Genomic DNA, 18,548 nt, shown 5'->3' on the forward strand with positions numbered 1-18,548 from the left:
GTGTTTTCTCAATCGCTGAGTGAAATAACGTAATTGAGCAACCGGTTTATAGAATACAGGATGTGTCATAGTTGTTACATTTCTTACATCCACCAATATTGGAGTGTTCATGCAATCTTAGGTCAAGTGCAGCGCGATTAATGGTTTTGTTCACCATACAATGAAATTCATCTGGCAAGTCTCTGCGGCGTTGCTTGTTTTAGCGCTAATCATTAATTTAATTGTGGGAAAGGAGAACGTTATTCGTATAAAACCTCTGTAGTCGAACAAAATAAAAATTAAATTGTTCTCACAGTAGCAACATATTCTGCGTGGCCAGAGTCAGATTGTTATTGCCTGAATAAAATTAACCTCTATTGAGATAATGATGACAATGATAAGAAAGCTTCCATTAACTATGGCGGTCATCGCCGTGTTTTCTCCGCTTACCTCTGTAACAGCCCAAGAATTTACCCAGGAGCAGATCGACGCCATCGTCGCGAAAGCTGTCGATAAAGCGCTGGCCGACCGCCAGGCCAAAATCGACGCCGCGGCTAATAAGAAGGTCGATGTTATAACCAACCCGCAAACCACCGCGGCTTCGCCGGATCTGGCGATCCCTTTCGGCCTGAAATTTAGCGGTTACGCCCGCTATGGCGCCCACTTCCAGACCGGCGACCAGAAATATGTCGGCGTCGACGGCTCCTATAACGGCGCCTCAGCGATCGGTCGTCTCGGTAACGAAAGCAACGGTGGGGAATTCCAGATCAGCAAAGCGTTCAAAAGCGCGCAGGGGGCTATCTGGGATCTCAACGTCATGTTTGACCACTGGAGCGACGAGGTTAACCTGAAAAAAGCCTACGTCGGCGTCACCAACGTCCTCGAATCTAACCCCAACGCCTATATCTGGGCCGGCCGCGACTTCCACCAGCGCCCGCAACAGGGGATCAACGACTACTTCTGGATGAACCACGACGGCCAGGGCGCCGGGGTGAAGAATTTCGATATCGGCGGCGTGCAGTTCGACGTGGCGACAGTGTCGCAGGTGAAATCCTGTAGCCCGGAAGTGATGGCCGACGAGACCAACCCGTCGCGGATCACCTGTACCGGCAGCTCCGATACCGGCGATAACGGCCACTACGCGCTGACCACTAAAACCCACAACATCAAGGCCGGGCCGATCGACGTCGAGGTATATGCCAACTACGGCTTTGACTCAAAAGCGGTGGACAGCGACGCGCGCCTCGATGCCTGGCAGGGCGGGCTGGTGCTGAGCCATAGCAACGACAGCGGGGTGAACAAAGTTATTCTGCGTTACTCCGACAACTCGGATAACAGCGTCTATAACAAGACCGACGACCTGACCACGGTCTATGCCAGCTTCGAGGGCAGCCATAAATTCACTCAGCAGGCGCAGATCGAGTATCTGCTGGCCTTCCACGATTACGACAACGGCAAGGACAATACCGATAACCGTAAAAACTACGGTGCGATCGTCCGGCCGATGTACTTCTGGAACGACGTGCACTCGACCTGGCTGGAAGCGGGCTACCAGCGCGTTGACTACGACCAGGGCGGGGATAACCACGGCTGGAAGCTGACGCTGTCGCAGAACATCGCCATCGGCATGGGGCCGGAGTTCCGCCCGATGCTGCGCTTCTATGTTACCGGCGGCCAGGTGGATAACGAGCACACCGCGAAGGTCAACGACACCAGCGACGAGCGGCTGGATTCGCTGAACATCGGCGGTATGTTTGAGGCCTGGTTCTGAGAGAATGTTTTTTACGGGAATACCAGACTGGCCTACGCCAGTCTGGTAGTTTTTGACACCCAGAATGCTATTTTATTAACGTCTCTATTAATAGTTCCTTTTAATAATTCATTTATTAAAAGGAATGAGTTTATTTCGACGCTGAAAGTTGAATTTATCACATTTAAATAGTTTCCATCTGTGATTGAGTGAATTATATATTGGTTATCGTGTTGAGATTGCATAAGTTATTGGTTGAAATGATTGCTTGCCGGCGATATTGATCTATGCCAATTAAATGACTTGTTATCTCTGGATCTTCGTATCTGCTGGTTGATATATTGCCCTGATTTCTTTAAACATAACGTTGTGAATAAAACGAAATTTACTCCACAATCATTCCTTAAGGAAAAGGGACCGCTATGGCTGATTCATTCCAGAATGAGGTGCCGAAGGCACGTATTAATTTAAAATTATCCTTACATACCGGGGGGGCGCAGAAGAAGGTTGAACTACCGCTTAAATTGCTCACCGTTGGTGATTTCAGTAATGGAAAAGAGCATCGACCATTGGCCGAGCGCCAGAAAATAGATATCAATAAGAATAATTTTAATAGTGTGCTTTCTGAATTTAACCCAGAGATCAATCTCACCGTTGAGAATACGCTGGCTGGGGATAACTCAGAAGACAATGTTAAACTGCGTTTTTCCGATATAAAAGACTTTGAGCCCGAACAGGTTGCCCGGCAAATCCCTCAACTCCGCGCCATGCTGGCGATGCGTAATTTATTACGCGATCTCAAATCAAACCTGCTTGATAACGCTACTTTCAGAAAAGAGCTTGAGAGAATCCTTAAAGATCCAGCTCTGTCCAGCGAATTACGCGCCGAAATGAGTGCCCTTGCCGGGAAGTAAACGGCGGTCATCTCTTTTAATGGATTAACCGGGAATATGCTGATGTCTGTAAATACTGAAACGAACCCCGCACAGGGGCAAACTGCCGTAATGAACAAAGAAAGCGTTTACGCTTCTCTGTTTGAAAAAATCAATCTGAGCCCGGCATCAAGCCTTGGCGATATTAATGTCTTTCTGGACGACACGGCGCTATCAGAGGCCACGGCGGGGGAACGCCTGACCGCGGCGATGCAGGTTTTTATGGACTGCATTCGTCAATCCGGCCAGCAGGTGGAGAAACTCGATAAAACGCTTATTGACCACCACATCGCGGACCTGGATTTTCGTATAAGCCGTCAACTTGATGCTGTTATGCATCACCCGGAGTTCCAGAAGGTGGAATCTCTGTGGCGCGGCCTGAAGCAACTGGTAGATAACACCGACTATCGCCAGAACGTGAAAACCGAAATCCTCGATGTGTCCAAAGACGATTTACGTCAGGATTTTGAAGATGCGCCAGAGGTGATACAGAGCGGCCTGTACTGGCATACTTACACCGCCGAATACGACACCCCCGGCGGCGAGCCGATAGGATCGGTAATATCGGCGTACGAGTTTGACGCCAGCCCGCAGGACATGGCGCTGTTGCGTAATATTTCGAAAGTCTCCGCTGCGGCGCATATGCCATTTATCGGCGCCGTAGGGCCGAAATTTTTCCTCAAGGATTCAATGGAAGAAGTCGCGGCAATTAAAGATATCGGCAACTATTTCGATCGCGCTGAGTACATTAAATGGAAATCGTTCCGCGATACCGATGACTCGCGCTATATCGGCCTGGTCATGCCGCGGGTATTGGGCCGTCTGCCGTATGGGCCGGACACGGTTCCGGTGCGCAGCTTTAACTACATTGAGCAGGTAAAGGGGCCGGATCACGAAAAGTATCTGTGGACCAGCGCGTCATTCGCCTTCGCCTCGAACATGGTACGCAGCTTTATTCAAAACGGCTGGTGCGTGCAAATCCGTGGCCCGCAGGCGGGCGGCGCGGTGAAAGATCTTCCCATCCACCTCTATGATCTCGGCACAGGAAATCAGGTGAAAATCCCTTCCGAGGTGATGATCCCGGAAACCCGTGAGTTCGAATTCGCCAATCTGGGCTTTATTCCGCTGTCTTATTATAAGAACCGTGACTATGCCTGCTTCTTCTCAGCTAACTCAACTCAGAAACCCGCGCTGTACGACACCGCGGATGCGACAGCCAATAGCCGTATCAACGCCCGCCTGCCGTACATCTTCCTGCTATCGCGCATCGCCCACTACCTGAAACTGATCCAACGCGAGAACATCGGCACCACCAAAGATCGCCGCCTGCTTGAGCTGGAGCTCAATACCTGGGTTCGTGGCCTGGTTACGGAAATGACCGATCCGGGCGACGAGCTGCAGGCCTCACATCCGCTGCGTGATGCGAAAGTGGTAGTGGAAGATATCGAGGATAACCCTGGCTTCTTCCGCGTCAAGCTGTTCGCGGTGCCGCACTTCCAGGTGGAAGGCATGGACGTCAATTTGTCTCTGGTTAGCCAGATGCCGAAGGCGAAAGGGTAACACGCCTGTCACTATCCAAGTCGTCTGGCTCGACAGGCTACAGCCTGTCTGGCGACAGACAACACACCCGCGCCATCTCAGGATGATGGCGTGTTAAAAAATGAAATGGAGTAATTAACATGGCAATACCAGTCTATTTATGGTTGAAAGACGACGGCGGGGCGGACATTAAAGGTTCCGTAGATGTGAAAGATCGTGAAGGCAGCATCGAAGTAGTGGCGCAGGAGCATAACCTGTACATCCCGACCGACAACAACACCGGAAAGCTAACCGGCACGCGTATCCACACGCCGTTTCTGTTTACCAAGGAAATCGACTCCTCAAGCCCCTATCTCTACAAGGCGGTGACTACCGGCCAGACGCTGAAGTCTGCCGAATTCAAGTGGTACAAAATCAATGATGCTGGTCAGGAAGTGGAATACTTCAACACCAAACTGGAAAACGTGAAAGTGGTGAAGGTCAATCCGCTGATGCACGACATCAAGAACCCAGCCTACGAGAAGCACAGCCATCTTGAGCAGATTGAACTGCGCTACGAAAAAATCACCTGGACCTATAAAGACGGCAACATCATTCATTCCGATTCATGGAATGAACGAACGACAGCCTGACGCCCGAAGCAGGCGGTTCGCCGTCTGCTTTTTTGCTAAGCGCCAGTGACCGTTGGCTTTTAGCAAAAATAATCAGCCTGCCCGACCTTGTGCGCTTTGGTCTCCTGCATCACGGGAAACGGCGATGGGCGGTAGCGTGTCCGGAATCGACAAAGAGAGAGCCTCATGGAAAACCCAGCCATTCTGTTACGCCGTTTAAACCCTTATTGCGCCCGCGCCCTGGAAGGCGCCGCTTCGTTGTGCCAGGCCCGCGCGCATGCGCAAATCCTTCCCGAACACTGGCTGCTAAAACTATTGGAGCAGGGCGAGGGAGACCTGACCGTATTAGCGCGGCGTTATGAGTGGGATATGGACGCTATCTGGCAGGATCTGCTCTCTTTTCTGGAAACGCTTCCGCGCTCGGTACACAGCCGGCCGCAGCTGTCCGGCAGCATCCAGAGCCTGATGCAGGAGGCGTGGTTAAGGGCTTCACTGGCGGGCGAGACCTCTCTACGCAGTGTTCATCTACTGATGGCGTTAGTCAGCAACCCAACGCGGGTGCGCTGTGACAGTCTGTGGCCGCTGTTAACGTTGGGACAAGCGCAGCTTGAACACCTGCGACCACTATTAGATATGCAGTCTGATGAGCGCCCGGAATTACAGCCAGATGAACCAGGCCACGTTGGCGATGTGGAGTTTGTCGGCCGCCCCGTGGAATCGGCCGTGAAGTCCGCTGAGATGACCCCTGCGTTACAGAACGCGCTGGACAAATTTACCCTTGATATCACTGCTCGCGCCCGCGAAGGCAAAATCGACCCGGTCTTTGGTCGCGATAACGAAATTCGTCAAATGGTGGATATCCTGTCGCGCAGGCGAAAAAACAACCCAATCCTGGTTGGCGAACCCGGAGTCGGCAAAACTGCGCTGGTCGAAGGGCTGGCGTTGCGTATCGCGGAGGGCAACGTGCCGGACAGTCTGAAGCCGGTTTCATTGCGTACGTTGGATCTCGGCTTACTGCAGGCCGGCGCAGGCGTTAAAGGGGAATTCGAACAGCGGCTTAAGAACATTATCGAAGCGGTACAGCAGTCGCCTGTTCCGGTGCTGCTGTTTATCGATGAAGCTCATACTATCATCGGCGCAGGCAACCAGGCCGGTGGCGCGGATGCCGCTAATTTGCTCAAACCGGCCCTGGCGCGCGGCGAACTGCGAACTATCGCCGCCACGACCTGGAGTGAGTATAAGCAGTACTTCGAGCGTGATGCCGCGCTGGAGCGCCGCTTCCAGATGGTCAAAGTCGACGAACCGGACGATGACACCGCCTGTCTGATGCTACGCGGGCTAAAATCTCGCTATGCTCAGCATCACGGGGTACATATCACCGATGAAGCCATTCGCGCTGCCGTGACACTTTCCCGACGCTATCTCACCGGCCGCCAGTTGCCAGATAAAGCGGTGGACCTACTGGATACCGCATCGGCCCGCATTCGCATGGGAATCGATACGGTGCCGGAATTGTTGACGCGTATGAAAGCGCAAATCACGGCGCTGGAAATGGAAAAACAGGCGTTGCTTGAAGATGCCATGGTCGGTAGCGGTAGCGACGAAGCGCGGCTGGCGGCAATTGAGCTGGAAGAATCGCGTATTATTTTACAGCTTGGTGATCTGGAAACGCAGTACGGCCTGGAACTGAAGCTGACCGAGCAACTGCTGAGCTGCCGAGCCGATCCTTCCCGCCGCAAGGAGATCGGCGCATTACAGAGCCAACTTGCCAGCGTCCAGAATAACCATCCGTTGTTGGGGCTGGATGTCGATTTACGTACCGTAGCAACGGTGATTGCCGACTGGACCGGGGTACCGCTCTCTTCATTGCTGAAGGACGAGCAGACGGAACTGCTGAGTCTCGAATCTCATTTGGATAAACGAGTGGTGGGGCAGGATATGGCGCTAAACGCCATTGCCAAGAGACTGCGGGCGACCAAAACCGGGCTTGCACCGGATAACGGCCCGCAGGGCGTATTTCTGCTTGTCGGTCCGAGCGGCACTGGAAAAACGGAAACCGCGCTGGCGCTGGCTGATGAGCTGTTCGGTGGTGAGAGATCGCTGATTACCATCAACCTTTCCGAATATCAGGAGCCGCATACGGTGTCCCAACTGAAAGGTTCGCCTCCCGGTTATGTCGGCTACGGTCAAGGGGGGATTCTCACCGAAGCGGTACGCAAACGCCCGTACAGCGTGGTACTGCTTGATGAAGTGGAAAAAGCGCATCGTGATGTGATGAATGTGTTCTACCAGGTGTTCGACCGTGGCTTTATGCGCGATGGCGAGGGACGCGAAATCGACTTTCGCAATACGGTGATCCTGATGACCTCAAACCTCGGCAGCGATCGGCTGATGCAGAGGCTGGAGGAGCGGCCGGAAGCGACAGAATCCGATTTACATGACCTGTTGCGCCCGGTGCTGCGAGAACATTTTCAACCAGCGCTGCTCGCGCGTTTCCAGACCATTATTTACCGTCCGCTCAGCCAGCTGGCGATGCGCAAAATTGTCAACATGAAACTCAACCAGGTTAGCCAGCGTTTGTATCGTCACTACGGTATGACAACCGATATTGCCGAAGGCTTGTACGACGCGTTGACGGACGCCTGCCTGTTGCCGGATACCGGCGCACGTAACATTGACAGCCTGCTTAATCAACAAATTCTACCGGTGCTGAGTCAGCAACTGTTGAGCCATCTGGCGGCAGGGTTGAAGCCGCAGAGCCTTTCTCTGGATGTCGATGAAGAAGGCGACGTGGTCATGGAATTTAGCCACTCCTGATGAGAATTTCTTAGCGTCAACCCCATCCCGGTACAGGATGGCGCGGGCGATGGGCAAGCAGAACACTATCTGCAGGGCATTGCGGTCTTATGGAGAAAAAATATGACCTGGATGAGTTCGTTGGGCCGTGAGCGCAACACAACCGCAGGAGCATAACCTGCATGGTTGGGAATATGAATTTAATCTCAAGCAAAGCTACCCAAAACGCGAACAGATAAACCAGTATCGCGAGAGCGACCTGGCGTTTATTCAGCGCCTGCTGGCTGAAGTCGGCATATTCTATTATTTCACCCTGCAGGAAGAGGCGCAGAGCGAAGTGGTGAATTTCGCCGATGCGCAGCGCACGTTGATATTTGGTAAGACACTCCCCGTCAACAGCCCGTCGGGAATGAGCGACAGCGGGGCGGAGTCCGTATGGGGCTGCGAGGCGGAGAGTGAACAGCGCAGGGAGGATCTTTATTAATGGCATCAGTTCTTACATTGATTAGTGCGAGCCAGGTAGCGCCGGAAGCGCTGGCCGCACAGACCCAGCAGCGTTTGCTGCTGTGGGAAAACTGGCTGCAGCCGGTCACGACCGAGCAACCAACGGGCGATGATCCCGGCTATGACGATGATTTCCAGTTGATGCGCGAAGAAGTGAATAAGCTATCCGGCGCCAATACCGATCTGATTTGTCAGCTTGCGGAAAAGCTGCTGACCACCGTCACCCAGGATATCCGCGTCGCCTCATACTACGCCTGGGCCCGCCTGCACCGCGATGGCGAAGCGGGTCTGGCTGATGGGCTGGAATTACTGGCTGGATTAATGCAGCGTTTTGGCGTGAGTCTACACCCGCAGCGGGATCGCAGCAGGAGAGCTGCCCTTGACTGGCTGGCGAGCCAGCGCATGCTCGACAGCCTGTCGTTATACCCGGAGGTATGCAACAGCGATGCGCTACGTATCACCGGCGCGTTGCTGATCATGGAGCAGACGCAAGAAGGGGCGGTCCCCGGCGCGTTGTGCGCCGCCCTCGAAACCCGGTTAATGAAATCCGGCGGGCCAGAAGCTGTGGTCCCGCAGAATATCAGCGATGCGCCGCTAGCGGCGGTGGGGGGCAGCGCGCCAGTGCTCAGCGGTATCACCTCTGGTCAGGAGCTGCTGACGCAGGCGCGGGTGCTGGCAAAGTATCTCAGCGACCAGCCGGATGGCTGGCTCTCTGCCCACCACCTGATAAAGAGCATTCGCCATGATACGCTGCATCAGTTGCCGCCGTTACTGGCGGACGGCAGAACTCGTATTGATCCGCCAAAACCGGACCAGCGGGCGCTGCTGAAAAGGCTGTATCTCCAACAGAGCTGGATGGAATTACTCGAGCAGGCCAGCGAGATGTTTTCCCGCGGCGCAAACCATCTGTGGCTGGATCTGCAGTGGTATGTTCACCAGGCGCTGTTGAAATCCGGGCGCGACGCGCAGGCCGCTATTATTCAGCATGATCTGCAAGGACTGCTGGCACGTTTGATCGGCCTGGAAGGGTTGGCGTTTAACGATGGTACGCCGTTTGCCGATGAGGTGACGCTGAACTGGATACAGCAACAGGTGCTGGATAATGCAACCATCTGGCTGGACGACACCGCTTCCCGCGCCGTCACCGCTTCCGGCGACGACAACATCCTTCAGTTAGAGCCGGAGGCGCTGGCTCTGGTCGACAGCGATGGCGCTGAGGCGGCGCTGACCTGGCTGCAACATCGTCCGGGTATCACCACCCCCAGAAGCCGCTGGTTACTGCGATTATTGATGGCGCGGATTGCCGAGCAGAGCGGGAAAAACGAACTGGCGCAACATCTGCTGGCGGAACTGGACGTGCTGGCAGCCACGCTGTCACTGGCGCAATGGGAACCGGAACTACTGTTTGAAGTCCGAGCGCGTCATCTGCGGCTGTTGCGCGGTAAGGCCGGACGCAGCGAAACGGAAAGAGCTCGTCTGCAGTCGCAGATGGACCGTTTGCTGGCGGACCTGATTGCTATTGACCCCGCCCGCGCGGCGGTGCTGTGCGTTTAAACGCCTGATGATCGTCATGGACGAGTAACGGATAACATACGATCGATGATTTAACCTTGTGCTATTTCGATGCTGGATCTCGACAAAGCCGGTACGCCGGATCCCTACGTAGAGCGTCTGTTTGAAGGGGTTGCTTTTTCCATGGAGCGCTTGCGGGAAAAGATTGATGACGACCTGCCTGAGCTTACCGAAGGGCTGGTTAGCATGCTGTGGCCGCACTATCTGCGCACCATTCCGTGGCTATCGGTGGTGGCGCTGACGCCGGAACTACCGACGATGAAGATGGCGGAAACGGTGCCTGCCGGGCTGGAGATATATTCCCGCCCGCTGGGGCCGAAAAATACCGTCTGCTGCGCCGCCTGCGCAGAGCGTGGGGCCGCGTGAGGTACCGTTTATCGACAAGGATCGGCTGGACCACGCGGCGTGGGGCTATGACTTTGCCCACACCGGCATCGTGGCGCAGCTGGGTTCGCCGCAGATGCTGGATTTTTACGATAATAGCGTCCTGCCGGGCCTGCGAGTAAAACAATTATTGAACTTAATATCGGCGAAATAATTAATACACGCACGAACGGATATGAAATAACTGCTGAGAATATTTATCGTGGCCAATATTCATTGACCGCTACAAATATCATCATCAGTTATATATGGAGGTTCATCTATTAGCATAAATACAAGCATTTAATTACGCCATTTATTAATAAGTCATCACTTTGTATTTGTAAGGACACATCAATGATAAAGCATATCCGTATTTTGCCCGGCGGGCTGGCGGTGCTGGCCGCCGTTTTTCTCTGCCTGCTGACGGCCTGCCGCGATCACAGTCGCGACGGCATGAGCGCCGCCGACATAACGTTGTTAAACCACGGCCCGGATGCCATCGTTTCGGTGCAGGTGAATGGCTACGGCGGGCCAAGGGCCAATTCCTACGGCGGCGGCGGCGGCTTCTGCTGTGTGATGGTGCCCAACGACTGGCGGCCGGGGCTGACGGCAAAAATCACCTGGACCTCCGATCCTAACTCCTGGATGAGGCTAAGCGATATGCCTGACAACTACGCGCAATACTATCAGCACCATGGGCCGATTACCGTGCCGATTGAACGCTGGGAGAAGGGTCAGGCCTGCGGTTTTCATGTGCATATTTTCCCCTGCGATAAGGTGCGGATAGTGCGTTCCTGTGTGCTCCCGGGGGGGCCGGTTCAGCCAGGTCAACCTGAATATCCAGTCCCTCAGTCTCCACCTGACTGGAGGGAAAGGGCACACAAAATACTTATCGAACATATCAAGGAGGAAGTTGTATGTCCGACACCGCAGATTCCACGCTGAATGCCCTGAAGGCGCTTATTGCGGCCTTCCAGACCGGTGCCACTCCGGTCACGGTTAAAACCTCCACCGCAGAAGCGGCCAGTTTACCGCCAAAGTTTCCCGGGCCGGATGATAAAAAAGGGGAAAAACCAGCAGATAACTCCACGCAGCAGAAAACCGAATACAACGAGCGCGGCCGCCTGCCAGCGAGCAGAACGCAGACCGAAGGCAACTACGCCAGGCAGTACCTGGAGGGGTATGTTAAAGAGTCCGATCATCCCTCGGACAAAAAAACGGAGCCGGGCTGCCCGGCCAGCCTGCATATCAGCCTGTTCTTTGACGGTACCTGCTGTAACGAAGAAGATGGTGATGAAGTCTACGGCTCGCGAAACCCGCCGCTGACCAATATCGGCCGACTCTACCATGCGGCAAACTGGTTAGATAAGGCGGAGAATGATGGTTACTTTTGTTACTATTTTCCCGGCTGCGGGGCGCGCTTTCCGGAGATTGGCGAAGAGCACTACTCGCTGGACGGCGAGCTGTTTGCCAACGGCGGTGAGGACCGTATCAACCAGGCGCTGCTTAAAACCTACAGCAGCATTTGCTATGCGGTGAAAAAGGAAAGGATCGAGGACAGCGAACTGGATACCTTTCGGCCTCAGATGGCCACCGTCTGGCCCTTCTCGCGGCTGACCCAGAAGTTCAACCGTAAAAGCGCGCTTGACAAATTCTGCGACGACCATCTGGGGGGCGTGGTCAACCAGTGGCCGCGGCAGCCGACGCGGCTGTATATGCAGCGCTCGCAGCGGCGCATCGCCAAAATCAAGCTGTTCGTCTACGGCTACTGCCGGGGGGCCGCCACCGCCCGCGCCTTCGACCGCGGGCTGGAGTCGCTGCTCGATGACGCTAAAATGCCGCTCGATGCGACAAATATGCTGCCGGCGGGGACGGTGGTTCCGGGGGGACCCACGCTGCTGGGCATCCCCATCAGTATCGAGTTTATGGGACTGCTGGATTCGGTCTCTGCGGTTGGTGTGCCGCATATCCTGCCGTCGGCCACCGGTCATCTGGGCTGGGCGGCCAACAGCCTGCGGCTACCGACCACCAAAGGTTTTTTAAAAAGCTGCTACCACTTTGTCGCCGGCCACGAGCAGCACGGCGACCTGCCGCTGGACTCTATCCGCGGTCCGGACGGGAAATACCCGGCGGGAGCGGTGGAGGTGGTCTACCCCGGGATGCATGCCGATGTCGGTGGCGACTGTAAGCCTGCGGAGCTCGGCAAGGTGCAGACCGACGCCCGCAGCCTGTTGTCAAAGATCGTGCTGCATGATATGTATGCCGCCGCCTTCGATGCCGGGGCGCCGCTGAGCGTACCTGAAGAAGTATTACCCGGTGGGGCTCAGGACAAAAAATATCGGGTAATGCAAGGCTACGTTGCTGATTATTTCAAAATCTCCGAACAGGCGATCGCCCTGTTTAACGCCTGGCAGCAGGCCGGGGCGCAGCAGGCGGGGGCGAAGACCGAAACGCCGGCCGTCAACGAGGCGGAGGTGGTGGCCATCGCCGTGGCTCAGGGCCGGGATCCGGTCGCCGCGCTGAAGGCGGCTCACGACAAGGCGGATAGCGATAAGGCGAAAGCTGCGGCCGCCGCCGCGAAGCCGCCGGAGAACGGTCCGCTGGGCAAACTGCCGGATCCGGTGTATGTGCCGCTGAAGGCCAAAGCGCTGGAGGTGATGCTGGCGGACCAGCTGAGCTGGATCACCGCCTGGCGCACCGAGCGCTTTGCCAGCCCGCAATACGCCGATAAGTATTATCAGCGTAAGCCTTTTTATCAGCAGGCGCTGAATGAGCAGACCGGCGCGCTGCCGTCGGCGACGGCGCCCGCGGAAAGCGAAGGGCCGCGAGAAGTGCCGTTTATCGATAAGGATCGGCTGGACCGCGCGGCGTGGGGTTATGACTTTGCCCATACCGGTATCGTGGCGCTGCTGGGCCAGGTGCTGCTGGATGTGATCCCCACCACGCAAACCGACCAGCTTGGCGGTCCGCTGGTGGCGGCGCAGGAGTCGGAATATATCCAGATCAAGAAAAGCGGCGATGCCCGGCGGGCGGCGCTGATGGGCTCGCCGACGATGCTGGATTTTTACGATAACTACGTGCATGACACGCTGGCCAAATATAATCATGATCCGCTGCATTCCTCGTTTTCCCACGGTTATTTTGCGTCGCGGACGATTTACGATAACGATGACGATACGTGGGATTCGGTGAAACAATTTGGCCAGCGGGTAAAAGCGATTATTGATATTAATGTTGGCGATATATTAGTGCAGGCGCGAACGGATATGAAAGATCTGAATACGGTATCGGGCGTGCTGGGGAAAATATATCGGGATATAAAAAGCGAGGCTTTTAAAATACTGCTTCCCTGACACTTTAATTACCATATTACTATGGACGGCGTCGTAAAAATAAAAATCTGAAATTACGTCATCTCTTAATAATTCATTACTTTATTTTATTTTTGTAAGGATACATCAATGATAAAGCATACCCGTATTTTGTCCACAGGGCTGGCGGTACTGGTCGCCGTTTTTCTCTGTCTATTGACGGCCTGCCGCGATCACAGTCATGACGGCATGAGCGGCGCTGATATAGCCGTATTAAACCACGGACCTGATGCCATCGTTTCGGTGCAGGTTGATGGCTACGGAGGGCCCAGGGCGAATCCCTACGGTGGCGGTGGCGGATTCTGCTGCGTGATGGTGCCTGATGTCTGGCGCCCGGGACTGACGGCAAAAATCACCTGGACCTCCGATCCTAATGCCTGGATGAAATCGAGTGAGATGCCCGATGATTATGAGACTCACTATCAGAAACATGGGCCGATTACTGTCCCCATTGAACGCTGGGAGAAGGGGCAGGCGTGCGGTTTTGATGTGCATATTTTCCCCTGCGATAAGGTGCGGATAGTCCGTTCCTGCTACGGTCGCGCAGATCCGAAATACCCGATACTTCCTCATCCTGATGAGGATAAAAAAGCAGATAACGTTATTTTCAAACATATCAAGGAGGAGATCGTATGTCCGACACCGCAGACTCCACGCTGAATGCCCTGGCTGGGCGCCCATTTGGATGTACGGCTACAGCTGTATGTGGCCCGCCATTTATTACCGGCTGCGCAACGCTCTTGCCAACCCAAAAACGCGGCGCGGTTAGGGCAGACCGCGGTACTGCGCCCGCTTAACGCGCAATACCCTGCTACTGACATTATCACCATTCATCTGGGGCGTTATCAGCGCGTCCGAAAAATATTCACCGAAGGGAGAACGATGAAGATGGCAACTATCGCTGGTAAAAATTGCGCCACATTGCTGCCCATCACTCTCACTGCAGCCTTAACCGGCTGCGGCCTGACGCAGAGCGTAAAAGATGGAGCCGTCTCAGTGACCTACGCTATTTTTTATAAACAGATCAAAACGCTGCATTTGGATATTCGGGCCCGGGAAGGGGTGAACCACAATGCGCAAGGGGCGTCATTGGCAACCGTAGTGCGAATTTACCAACTCAAAGAGCGCAAAGCGTTTGACGCCAGCGATTATCCCTCGCTATTTGCTGACGATAGCCGGGCAATACCAAGCGATTGGCTGGCCCAAAAAGATATCCGTCTACACCCGGGGGAATCCGTGGCGCTGGATATGCCGCTGGAGACGGCGGCGCAATACGTCGCGGTGGCGGGGATGTTTATCGCGCCGGATCGGGTCAAGGACAGCTGGCGGTTAGTGTTGACCCGCGACGACCTCGACCCCGACAAGCCGCGTATTATCGAAGCCGGTCACAACCGGCTGACGCTGCAACCGTTAAAAGGTAACTAAAATGCCGCGCCCCTCACTTTACGACACCCTGTTTGGTAATTTCTCCGGCGGTCTCGAGCTGCATCAGATCGGTGAAGAAAATCAGGTCATTTTATCGGTGCTTGATAATATACAGCGTATCCTCAACTGCCGGGCTGGCACGCTGGCGCATCTTCCGGATTACGGTCTGCCGGATATGACAAAAATTCTCCAGGGGATGCCGGGTAGCGCGCACCAGTTAATGACCACGCTGTCCGCGGTACTGCTCAAATACGAACCGCGGCTGAACAGCCTCCGTGTGGAGATGCTCGAACAGACACAGCCAGGCGAACTGCGTTATGCCATCGACGCGGAACTGAAGGAAATTGGTCTGGTACGCTATGGCACGGAATTTATGCCTGAAGGCAGGGTTCTCCTTCGCCATCTGAAACAGCAACAGTATCTGAATGCCCGCACCGCTATTTAGCCCTCACTCTGGTTACCCCTATGACAACTTATCCTAAGCGTCACCTGATTACCGGCGGCGACCCGCGCACGCTGGCAGACTACGCAAAGCTGCGTGAAGAAATGCACAAACTCAGCCACCCGGCGCGCCCCGACGTTGACTGGCTATACGCAGAACGGCTTTGCCTGTCATTATTTGACCGTAACGGCGTAGAGCTGCAGACCGCGGCTTGGTATACGCTTGCCCGTACGCAGTTAACCGGCTTATGCGGGCTGAATGAAGGACTGGCTATCCTGGAAACGCTGATTACCCGTCAGTGGGGGAGCCTTTGGCCACAGCCGGTACACGCGCGGATGGAAATCCTTAGCGGTTTGGGTAAACGGCTACTGCAAGCGCTGCGTACGCTGACGCTAGCCTATGTCGATCTTAGTTTGATTTATGAGGCGGAAGTGCATCTGAAAGCGCTGGATGCTGCGCTGCAGCGTCTGGAATTAAAGCACGCCAGTCAGTTTGATGCGTTGCTCAATTTGATGCATAACGCGGCTGTACGGCTGGAGAATAGCGATGGCGTGACCAGCGCTGATACCCTACCGCACGTAGTCACGATGGAGAACGCGTCCACCCATTTGGATGAGCGGGTTGAGCGAACAAAGTGGGTTTATATTGCGCCGCCGGAAACGCTGCCAAACGTGCAAGTCGGCAATGAGCGTCAGAACTCTGAAAAACGATGGCGACCTTTTATGGCCGGTATGCTGACGATGCTGGTGCTGACCGCAGCGGCAGGGTGGGGGTGGCAGGCGATGAATCAACCAGATCCGGAACAGCAGCAATTCGCTCTCAGTCTGGCGCCATTGCCGACGGTACTTTCGCCAGATCAGTTACGCTCCTTTTCTCTGCACGCACCGCCAGCAGACAGTGGGATAAAGCAGACCCGGCAGCAGCTTACACATCTGGCTCAACTCAAACCTAATTGGGCCATCGACTATAGCGATCAACTGGTACAACAGGCACTGGCGCTATGGCCGGAGCAGGCGAAAACATTGTCCTCGCAGTGGCGGCAGCAGATCATAGCTGCCGCGCTGCCAGCGGAAAACCTCACCGGGTGGTATCAGGGAATGCAGCAACTGCAGCAATTAACTCAGTGTCTGAATGCCCTGGATGAGCAGAAGGGAAAATACCTGACGGTCAGTGAACTGAAATCCGCGGTGTTCGCCATTACTCAGTCTCTTAATCGAACCGTTCCGGCTGAAGAACAGTTACGCCAACTATCGGCGATGACAGAAGGGCAAATCAGCCGCGCCGCGCAGCAGCAACAAGCGGAACAGCACCTGCAGCAGCTGATAGTCTCTTATGCACTAGTAAAAAATAAAACCGTGGAATAGCTTCGCGCAAGGAGTAAGGGCTGGGGGGCATATCGTACCGTAGCGACTCCAGCCCTGGAAAAGGCGCTTACCGCTGCAACACCTCGGCAAATTTAGCAAGCCACTGCGGGTGGGCGGGCCAGGCGGGAGCAGTAACCAGATTGCCATCAACGTGCGCCTGGTCGATACCGATATCGGCGTAATGTCCGCCACTGAGGCGAACTTCGGGAGCGCAAGCTGGATAAGCGCTGCAGGTACGGCCTTTAAGAATGCCGGCGGCCGCGAGAAGCTGTGGGCCGTGGCAGACGGCGGCAATCGGTTTACGCGCAGCGTCAAAAGCCTGTACCAGCTTAATCACCTGCTCATTCAGGCGCAGATATTCTGGCGCACGGCCGCCGGGGATGAGCAGTGCGTCGTAGTCTTGCTCATTGGCGCTATCGAAGTCAGCGTTCAGTACGAAGCGATGACCGGGTTTTTCGCTATAGGTTTGTGCGCCGTCAAAATCATGAATCGCCGTCATAATATAGTCGCCTTTGTTTTTATCCGGGCAGACAGCATCGACCTGATGGCCAATCATCTGTAATGCCTGAAACGGGACCATGGTTTCGTAATCTTCAGCGTAATCACCCACCAGCATTAAAATTTTCTTGCCCATTGCAACAGATCCTTGATGAATAATGATGCCTAAGGTATAGCCTGGTAAAATGAATAATGCCAATGGTTAATGCATGAATAAGAATGAAAGCAGCAATTTCGATAAAATATAGACCTGATGTATCGGATCAAGAGAAATAAATTTAACGCATGAATTAAATTCCGCACCAGGGAAGTTTACATTAAAAAGAAATGACGCCTGAATATTGCGTTTTGCTTTTTTTGTTGACGGGGAGGGTGTATTTGTTAATATCGGCTGGCTCTTTTTATTGGCGTGCGAATCTTTGGGATATATTCTTTATCTTATGTGTGTATTGTCTTTTTTACATGCGAGAATATATTCGGATATTTCGAATTGTTGAACGGCGCCAGGTGTTAAAAATGCCTTTTGTTATTGGCGGCATAGTGTAAACCTATTAATTAAATTAATATGTTGCGATGAGTAAGCATAATGGAGTATGAATGAATAAAATTCACCGTCTGACATTGATTGGTATTATAATTAACTTAGCCATGTTTCTTTTGGTGCTCAATGAGGTCAACTCGCTTTCAGATTATTATGGCTACGATCGAACGCTGCGTTTGATTAAAGATTTGGTCACAATTGTACTTCCCCTTGCTATAGTTGTTCAGGTGGTAAGCGTTTTTTTATTACCGAAAGCCCCGCGTGTTGGTATTGTGTTTGCTTATATCGGTGGGATTGCTATGGTGCCGATTGGTTTGTTGTTTTTAATCGGTTATATTTTTAGCTACGAAAGATACTGCAATGCAAACCTTGATGTTTATAACCCTGAAGCAGAGGTTGATATATCTAAGCCTGAAGATAAAAACTATAAATTAACATGCGATACATCCCGATTTGCGCCTACTGGTGCTATTGCTTTATGCATGGGAGTTATTGTGCTGGTGATGGGCGTGGGAATTGGCTATTTATTGGTCGCAGTAGGCATTCTCAATATCTGGAATGGGGTACGCCTCAAGGAGCGCGTTATGATTGGTCTTTCTGGTGATAAATTGATAGTTAAACCAAAATTGTACTCAGATACTTTTATCGTACCGCTGAATGAAATCGTATTAACAGGCAAAGGTGTTACTAATGACACTGTATCCCTAAAATTCTTACGTACAGGCCGGGCATTTGACGTGCGCAAGAAAATGCTGGCAGGTGAGAATATTGATGAATCACTCGAATATATTATTTCAAAAATCCCCACCGCCTGATTGGTTCTCACCAAAGTGAATATAAAACGGCACCTTTGAGGTG

At 53.7% G+C, this 18,548-nt stretch carries 15 protein-coding genes and 3 pseudogenes; 17 read left to right on the forward strand and 1 reads right to left on the reverse strand.

Annotation, left to right across the window (positions count from 1 at the left end; genetic code table 11):
* The first annotated feature begins 367 nt into the window (after nucleotides 1–367).
* The 16 genes and pseudogenes from KGA69_RS16670 to KGA69_RS16740 all read left to right on the forward strand — a co-directional run bounded on the left by KGA69_RS16670 (nucleotide 368) and on the right by KGA69_RS16740 (nucleotide 16,651).
* Nucleotides 368–1,750 (forward strand): carbohydrate porin, encoded by a 1,383-nt coding sequence (locus tag KGA69_RS16670; protein WP_213293145.1) that lies wholly within the window; start codon nucleotides 368–370, stop codon nucleotides 1,748–1,750.
* Nucleotides 1,751–2,151: 401 nt separating this feature from the next.
* Nucleotides 2,152–2,643 carry a type VI secretion system contractile sheath small subunit gene (tssB, locus tag KGA69_RS16675; RefSeq protein ID WP_015366297.1) on the forward strand — a complete coding sequence of 164 codons (492 nt, stop codon included), beginning with the start codon at nucleotides 2,152–2,154 and terminating at the stop codon, nucleotides 2,641–2,643.
* A gap of 42 nt (nucleotides 2,644–2,685) precedes the next feature.
* On the forward strand, nucleotides 2,686–4,221 hold the full coding sequence (gene tssC, locus KGA69_RS16680) for a type VI secretion system contractile sheath large subunit (RefSeq protein WP_045398057.1): 1,536 nt from the start codon (nucleotides 2,686–2,688) through the stop codon (nucleotides 4,219–4,221).
* A 119-nt stretch (nucleotides 4,222–4,340) separates the two neighbouring features.
* Nucleotides 4,341–4,832 (forward strand): type VI secretion system effector Hcp, encoded by a 492-nt coding sequence (hcp, locus tag KGA69_RS16685; protein ID WP_015366299.1) that lies wholly within the window; start codon nucleotides 4,341–4,343, stop codon nucleotides 4,830–4,832.
* 165 nt (nucleotides 4,833–4,997) lie between these two features.
* Nucleotides 4,998–7,628 (forward strand): type VI secretion system ATPase TssH, encoded by a 2,631-nt coding sequence (gene tssH / locus KGA69_RS16690; protein ID WP_063447851.1) that lies wholly within the window; start codon nucleotides 4,998–5,000, stop codon nucleotides 7,626–7,628.
* Between the two features lie 145 nt (nucleotides 7,629–7,773).
* Nucleotides 7,774–8,049: pseudogene (locus tag KGA69_RS16695) on the forward strand (contractile injection system protein, VgrG/Pvc8 family); the annotation flags it as partial.
* A 41-nt stretch (nucleotides 8,050–8,090) separates the two neighbouring features.
* Nucleotides 8,091–9,665, forward strand: coding sequence for a type VI secretion system protein TssA (gene tssA / locus KGA69_RS16700; RefSeq protein ID WP_045398046.1), 1,575 nt, complete (start codon nucleotides 8,091–8,093; stop codon nucleotides 9,663–9,665).
* A 54-nt stretch (nucleotides 9,666–9,719) separates the two neighbouring features.
* A pseudogene (locus KGA69_RS16705) lies at nucleotides 9,720–10,016 on the forward strand (type VI secretion system baseplate subunit TssF); the annotation flags it as partial.
* Nucleotides 10,017–10,035: 19 nt separating this feature from the next.
* Nucleotides 10,036–10,221 carry a hypothetical protein gene (locus tag KGA69_RS16710; RefSeq protein WP_015705642.1) on the forward strand — a complete coding sequence of 62 codons (186 nt, stop codon included), beginning with the start codon at nucleotides 10,036–10,038 and terminating at the stop codon, nucleotides 10,219–10,221.
* A 182-nt stretch (nucleotides 10,222–10,403) separates the two neighbouring features.
* Nucleotides 10,404–10,994 (forward strand): DUF3304 domain-containing protein, encoded by a 591-nt coding sequence (locus KGA69_RS16715; protein ID WP_213292480.1) that lies wholly within the window; start codon nucleotides 10,404–10,406, stop codon nucleotides 10,992–10,994.
* Nucleotides 10,967–13,402: a phospholipase effector Tle1 domain-containing protein gene (locus tag KGA69_RS16720; protein WP_213292481.1), complete on the forward strand. Its 2,436-nt coding sequence runs from the start codon at nucleotides 10,967–10,969 to the stop codon at nucleotides 13,400–13,402. Before KGA69_RS16715 ends, KGA69_RS16720 begins: the two co-directional genes overlap by 28 nt.
* A gap of 108 nt (nucleotides 13,403–13,510) precedes the next feature.
* A complete protein-coding gene (locus KGA69_RS16725; RefSeq protein ID WP_045397514.1) occupies nucleotides 13,511–14,080 on the forward strand; it encodes a DUF3304 domain-containing protein in 570 nt (189 codons plus the stop codon).
* A 6-nt stretch (nucleotides 14,081–14,086) separates the two neighbouring features.
* Nucleotides 14,087–14,328: pseudogene (locus KGA69_RS24365) on the forward strand (type VI secretion system baseplate subunit TssG); the annotation flags it as partial.
* Entirely contained in the window at nucleotides 14,309–14,845 is a 537-nt protein-coding gene (gene tssJ, locus KGA69_RS16730; RefSeq protein ID WP_074165857.1) for a type VI secretion system lipoprotein TssJ, read from the forward strand. The pseudogene KGA69_RS24365 and the gene tssJ, both read left to right, overlap by 20 nt.
* A gap of 1 nt (nucleotide 14,846) precedes the next feature.
* Nucleotides 14,847–15,290: a type VI secretion system baseplate subunit TssE gene (tssE, locus tag KGA69_RS16735; protein ID WP_213292482.1), complete on the forward strand. Its 444-nt coding sequence runs from the start codon at nucleotides 14,847–14,849 to the stop codon at nucleotides 15,288–15,290.
* Between the two features lie 20 nt (nucleotides 15,291–15,310).
* Nucleotides 15,311–16,651 (forward strand): VasL domain-containing protein, encoded by a 1,341-nt coding sequence (locus KGA69_RS16740; protein WP_213292483.1) that lies wholly within the window; start codon nucleotides 15,311–15,313, stop codon nucleotides 16,649–16,651.
* Nucleotides 16,652–16,718: 67 nt separating this feature from the next.
* Here KGA69_RS16740 and KGA69_RS16745 read toward each other — a convergent pair whose 3' ends face one another.
* Nucleotides 16,719–17,285, reverse strand: coding sequence for a DJ-1/PfpI family protein (locus KGA69_RS16745; RefSeq protein WP_045397511.1), 567 nt, complete (start codon nucleotides 17,283–17,285; stop codon nucleotides 16,719–16,721).
* Nucleotides 17,286–17,746: 461 nt separating this feature from the next.
* On the opposite strand from KGA69_RS16745, the gene KGA69_RS16750 reads away from it, so the two are divergent.
* Nucleotides 17,747–18,505, forward strand: a complete 759-nt coding sequence (locus tag KGA69_RS16750) for a hypothetical protein (protein WP_213292484.1) — start codon at nucleotides 17,747–17,749, stop codon at nucleotides 18,503–18,505.
* The last annotated feature ends 43 nt before the right edge of the window (nucleotides 18,506–18,548 follow it).

The organism is Klebsiella sp. A52 (assembly GCF_018388785.1).
Lineage (GTDB): Bacteria > Pseudomonadota > Gammaproteobacteria > Enterobacterales > Enterobacteriaceae > Klebsiella > Klebsiella aerogenes.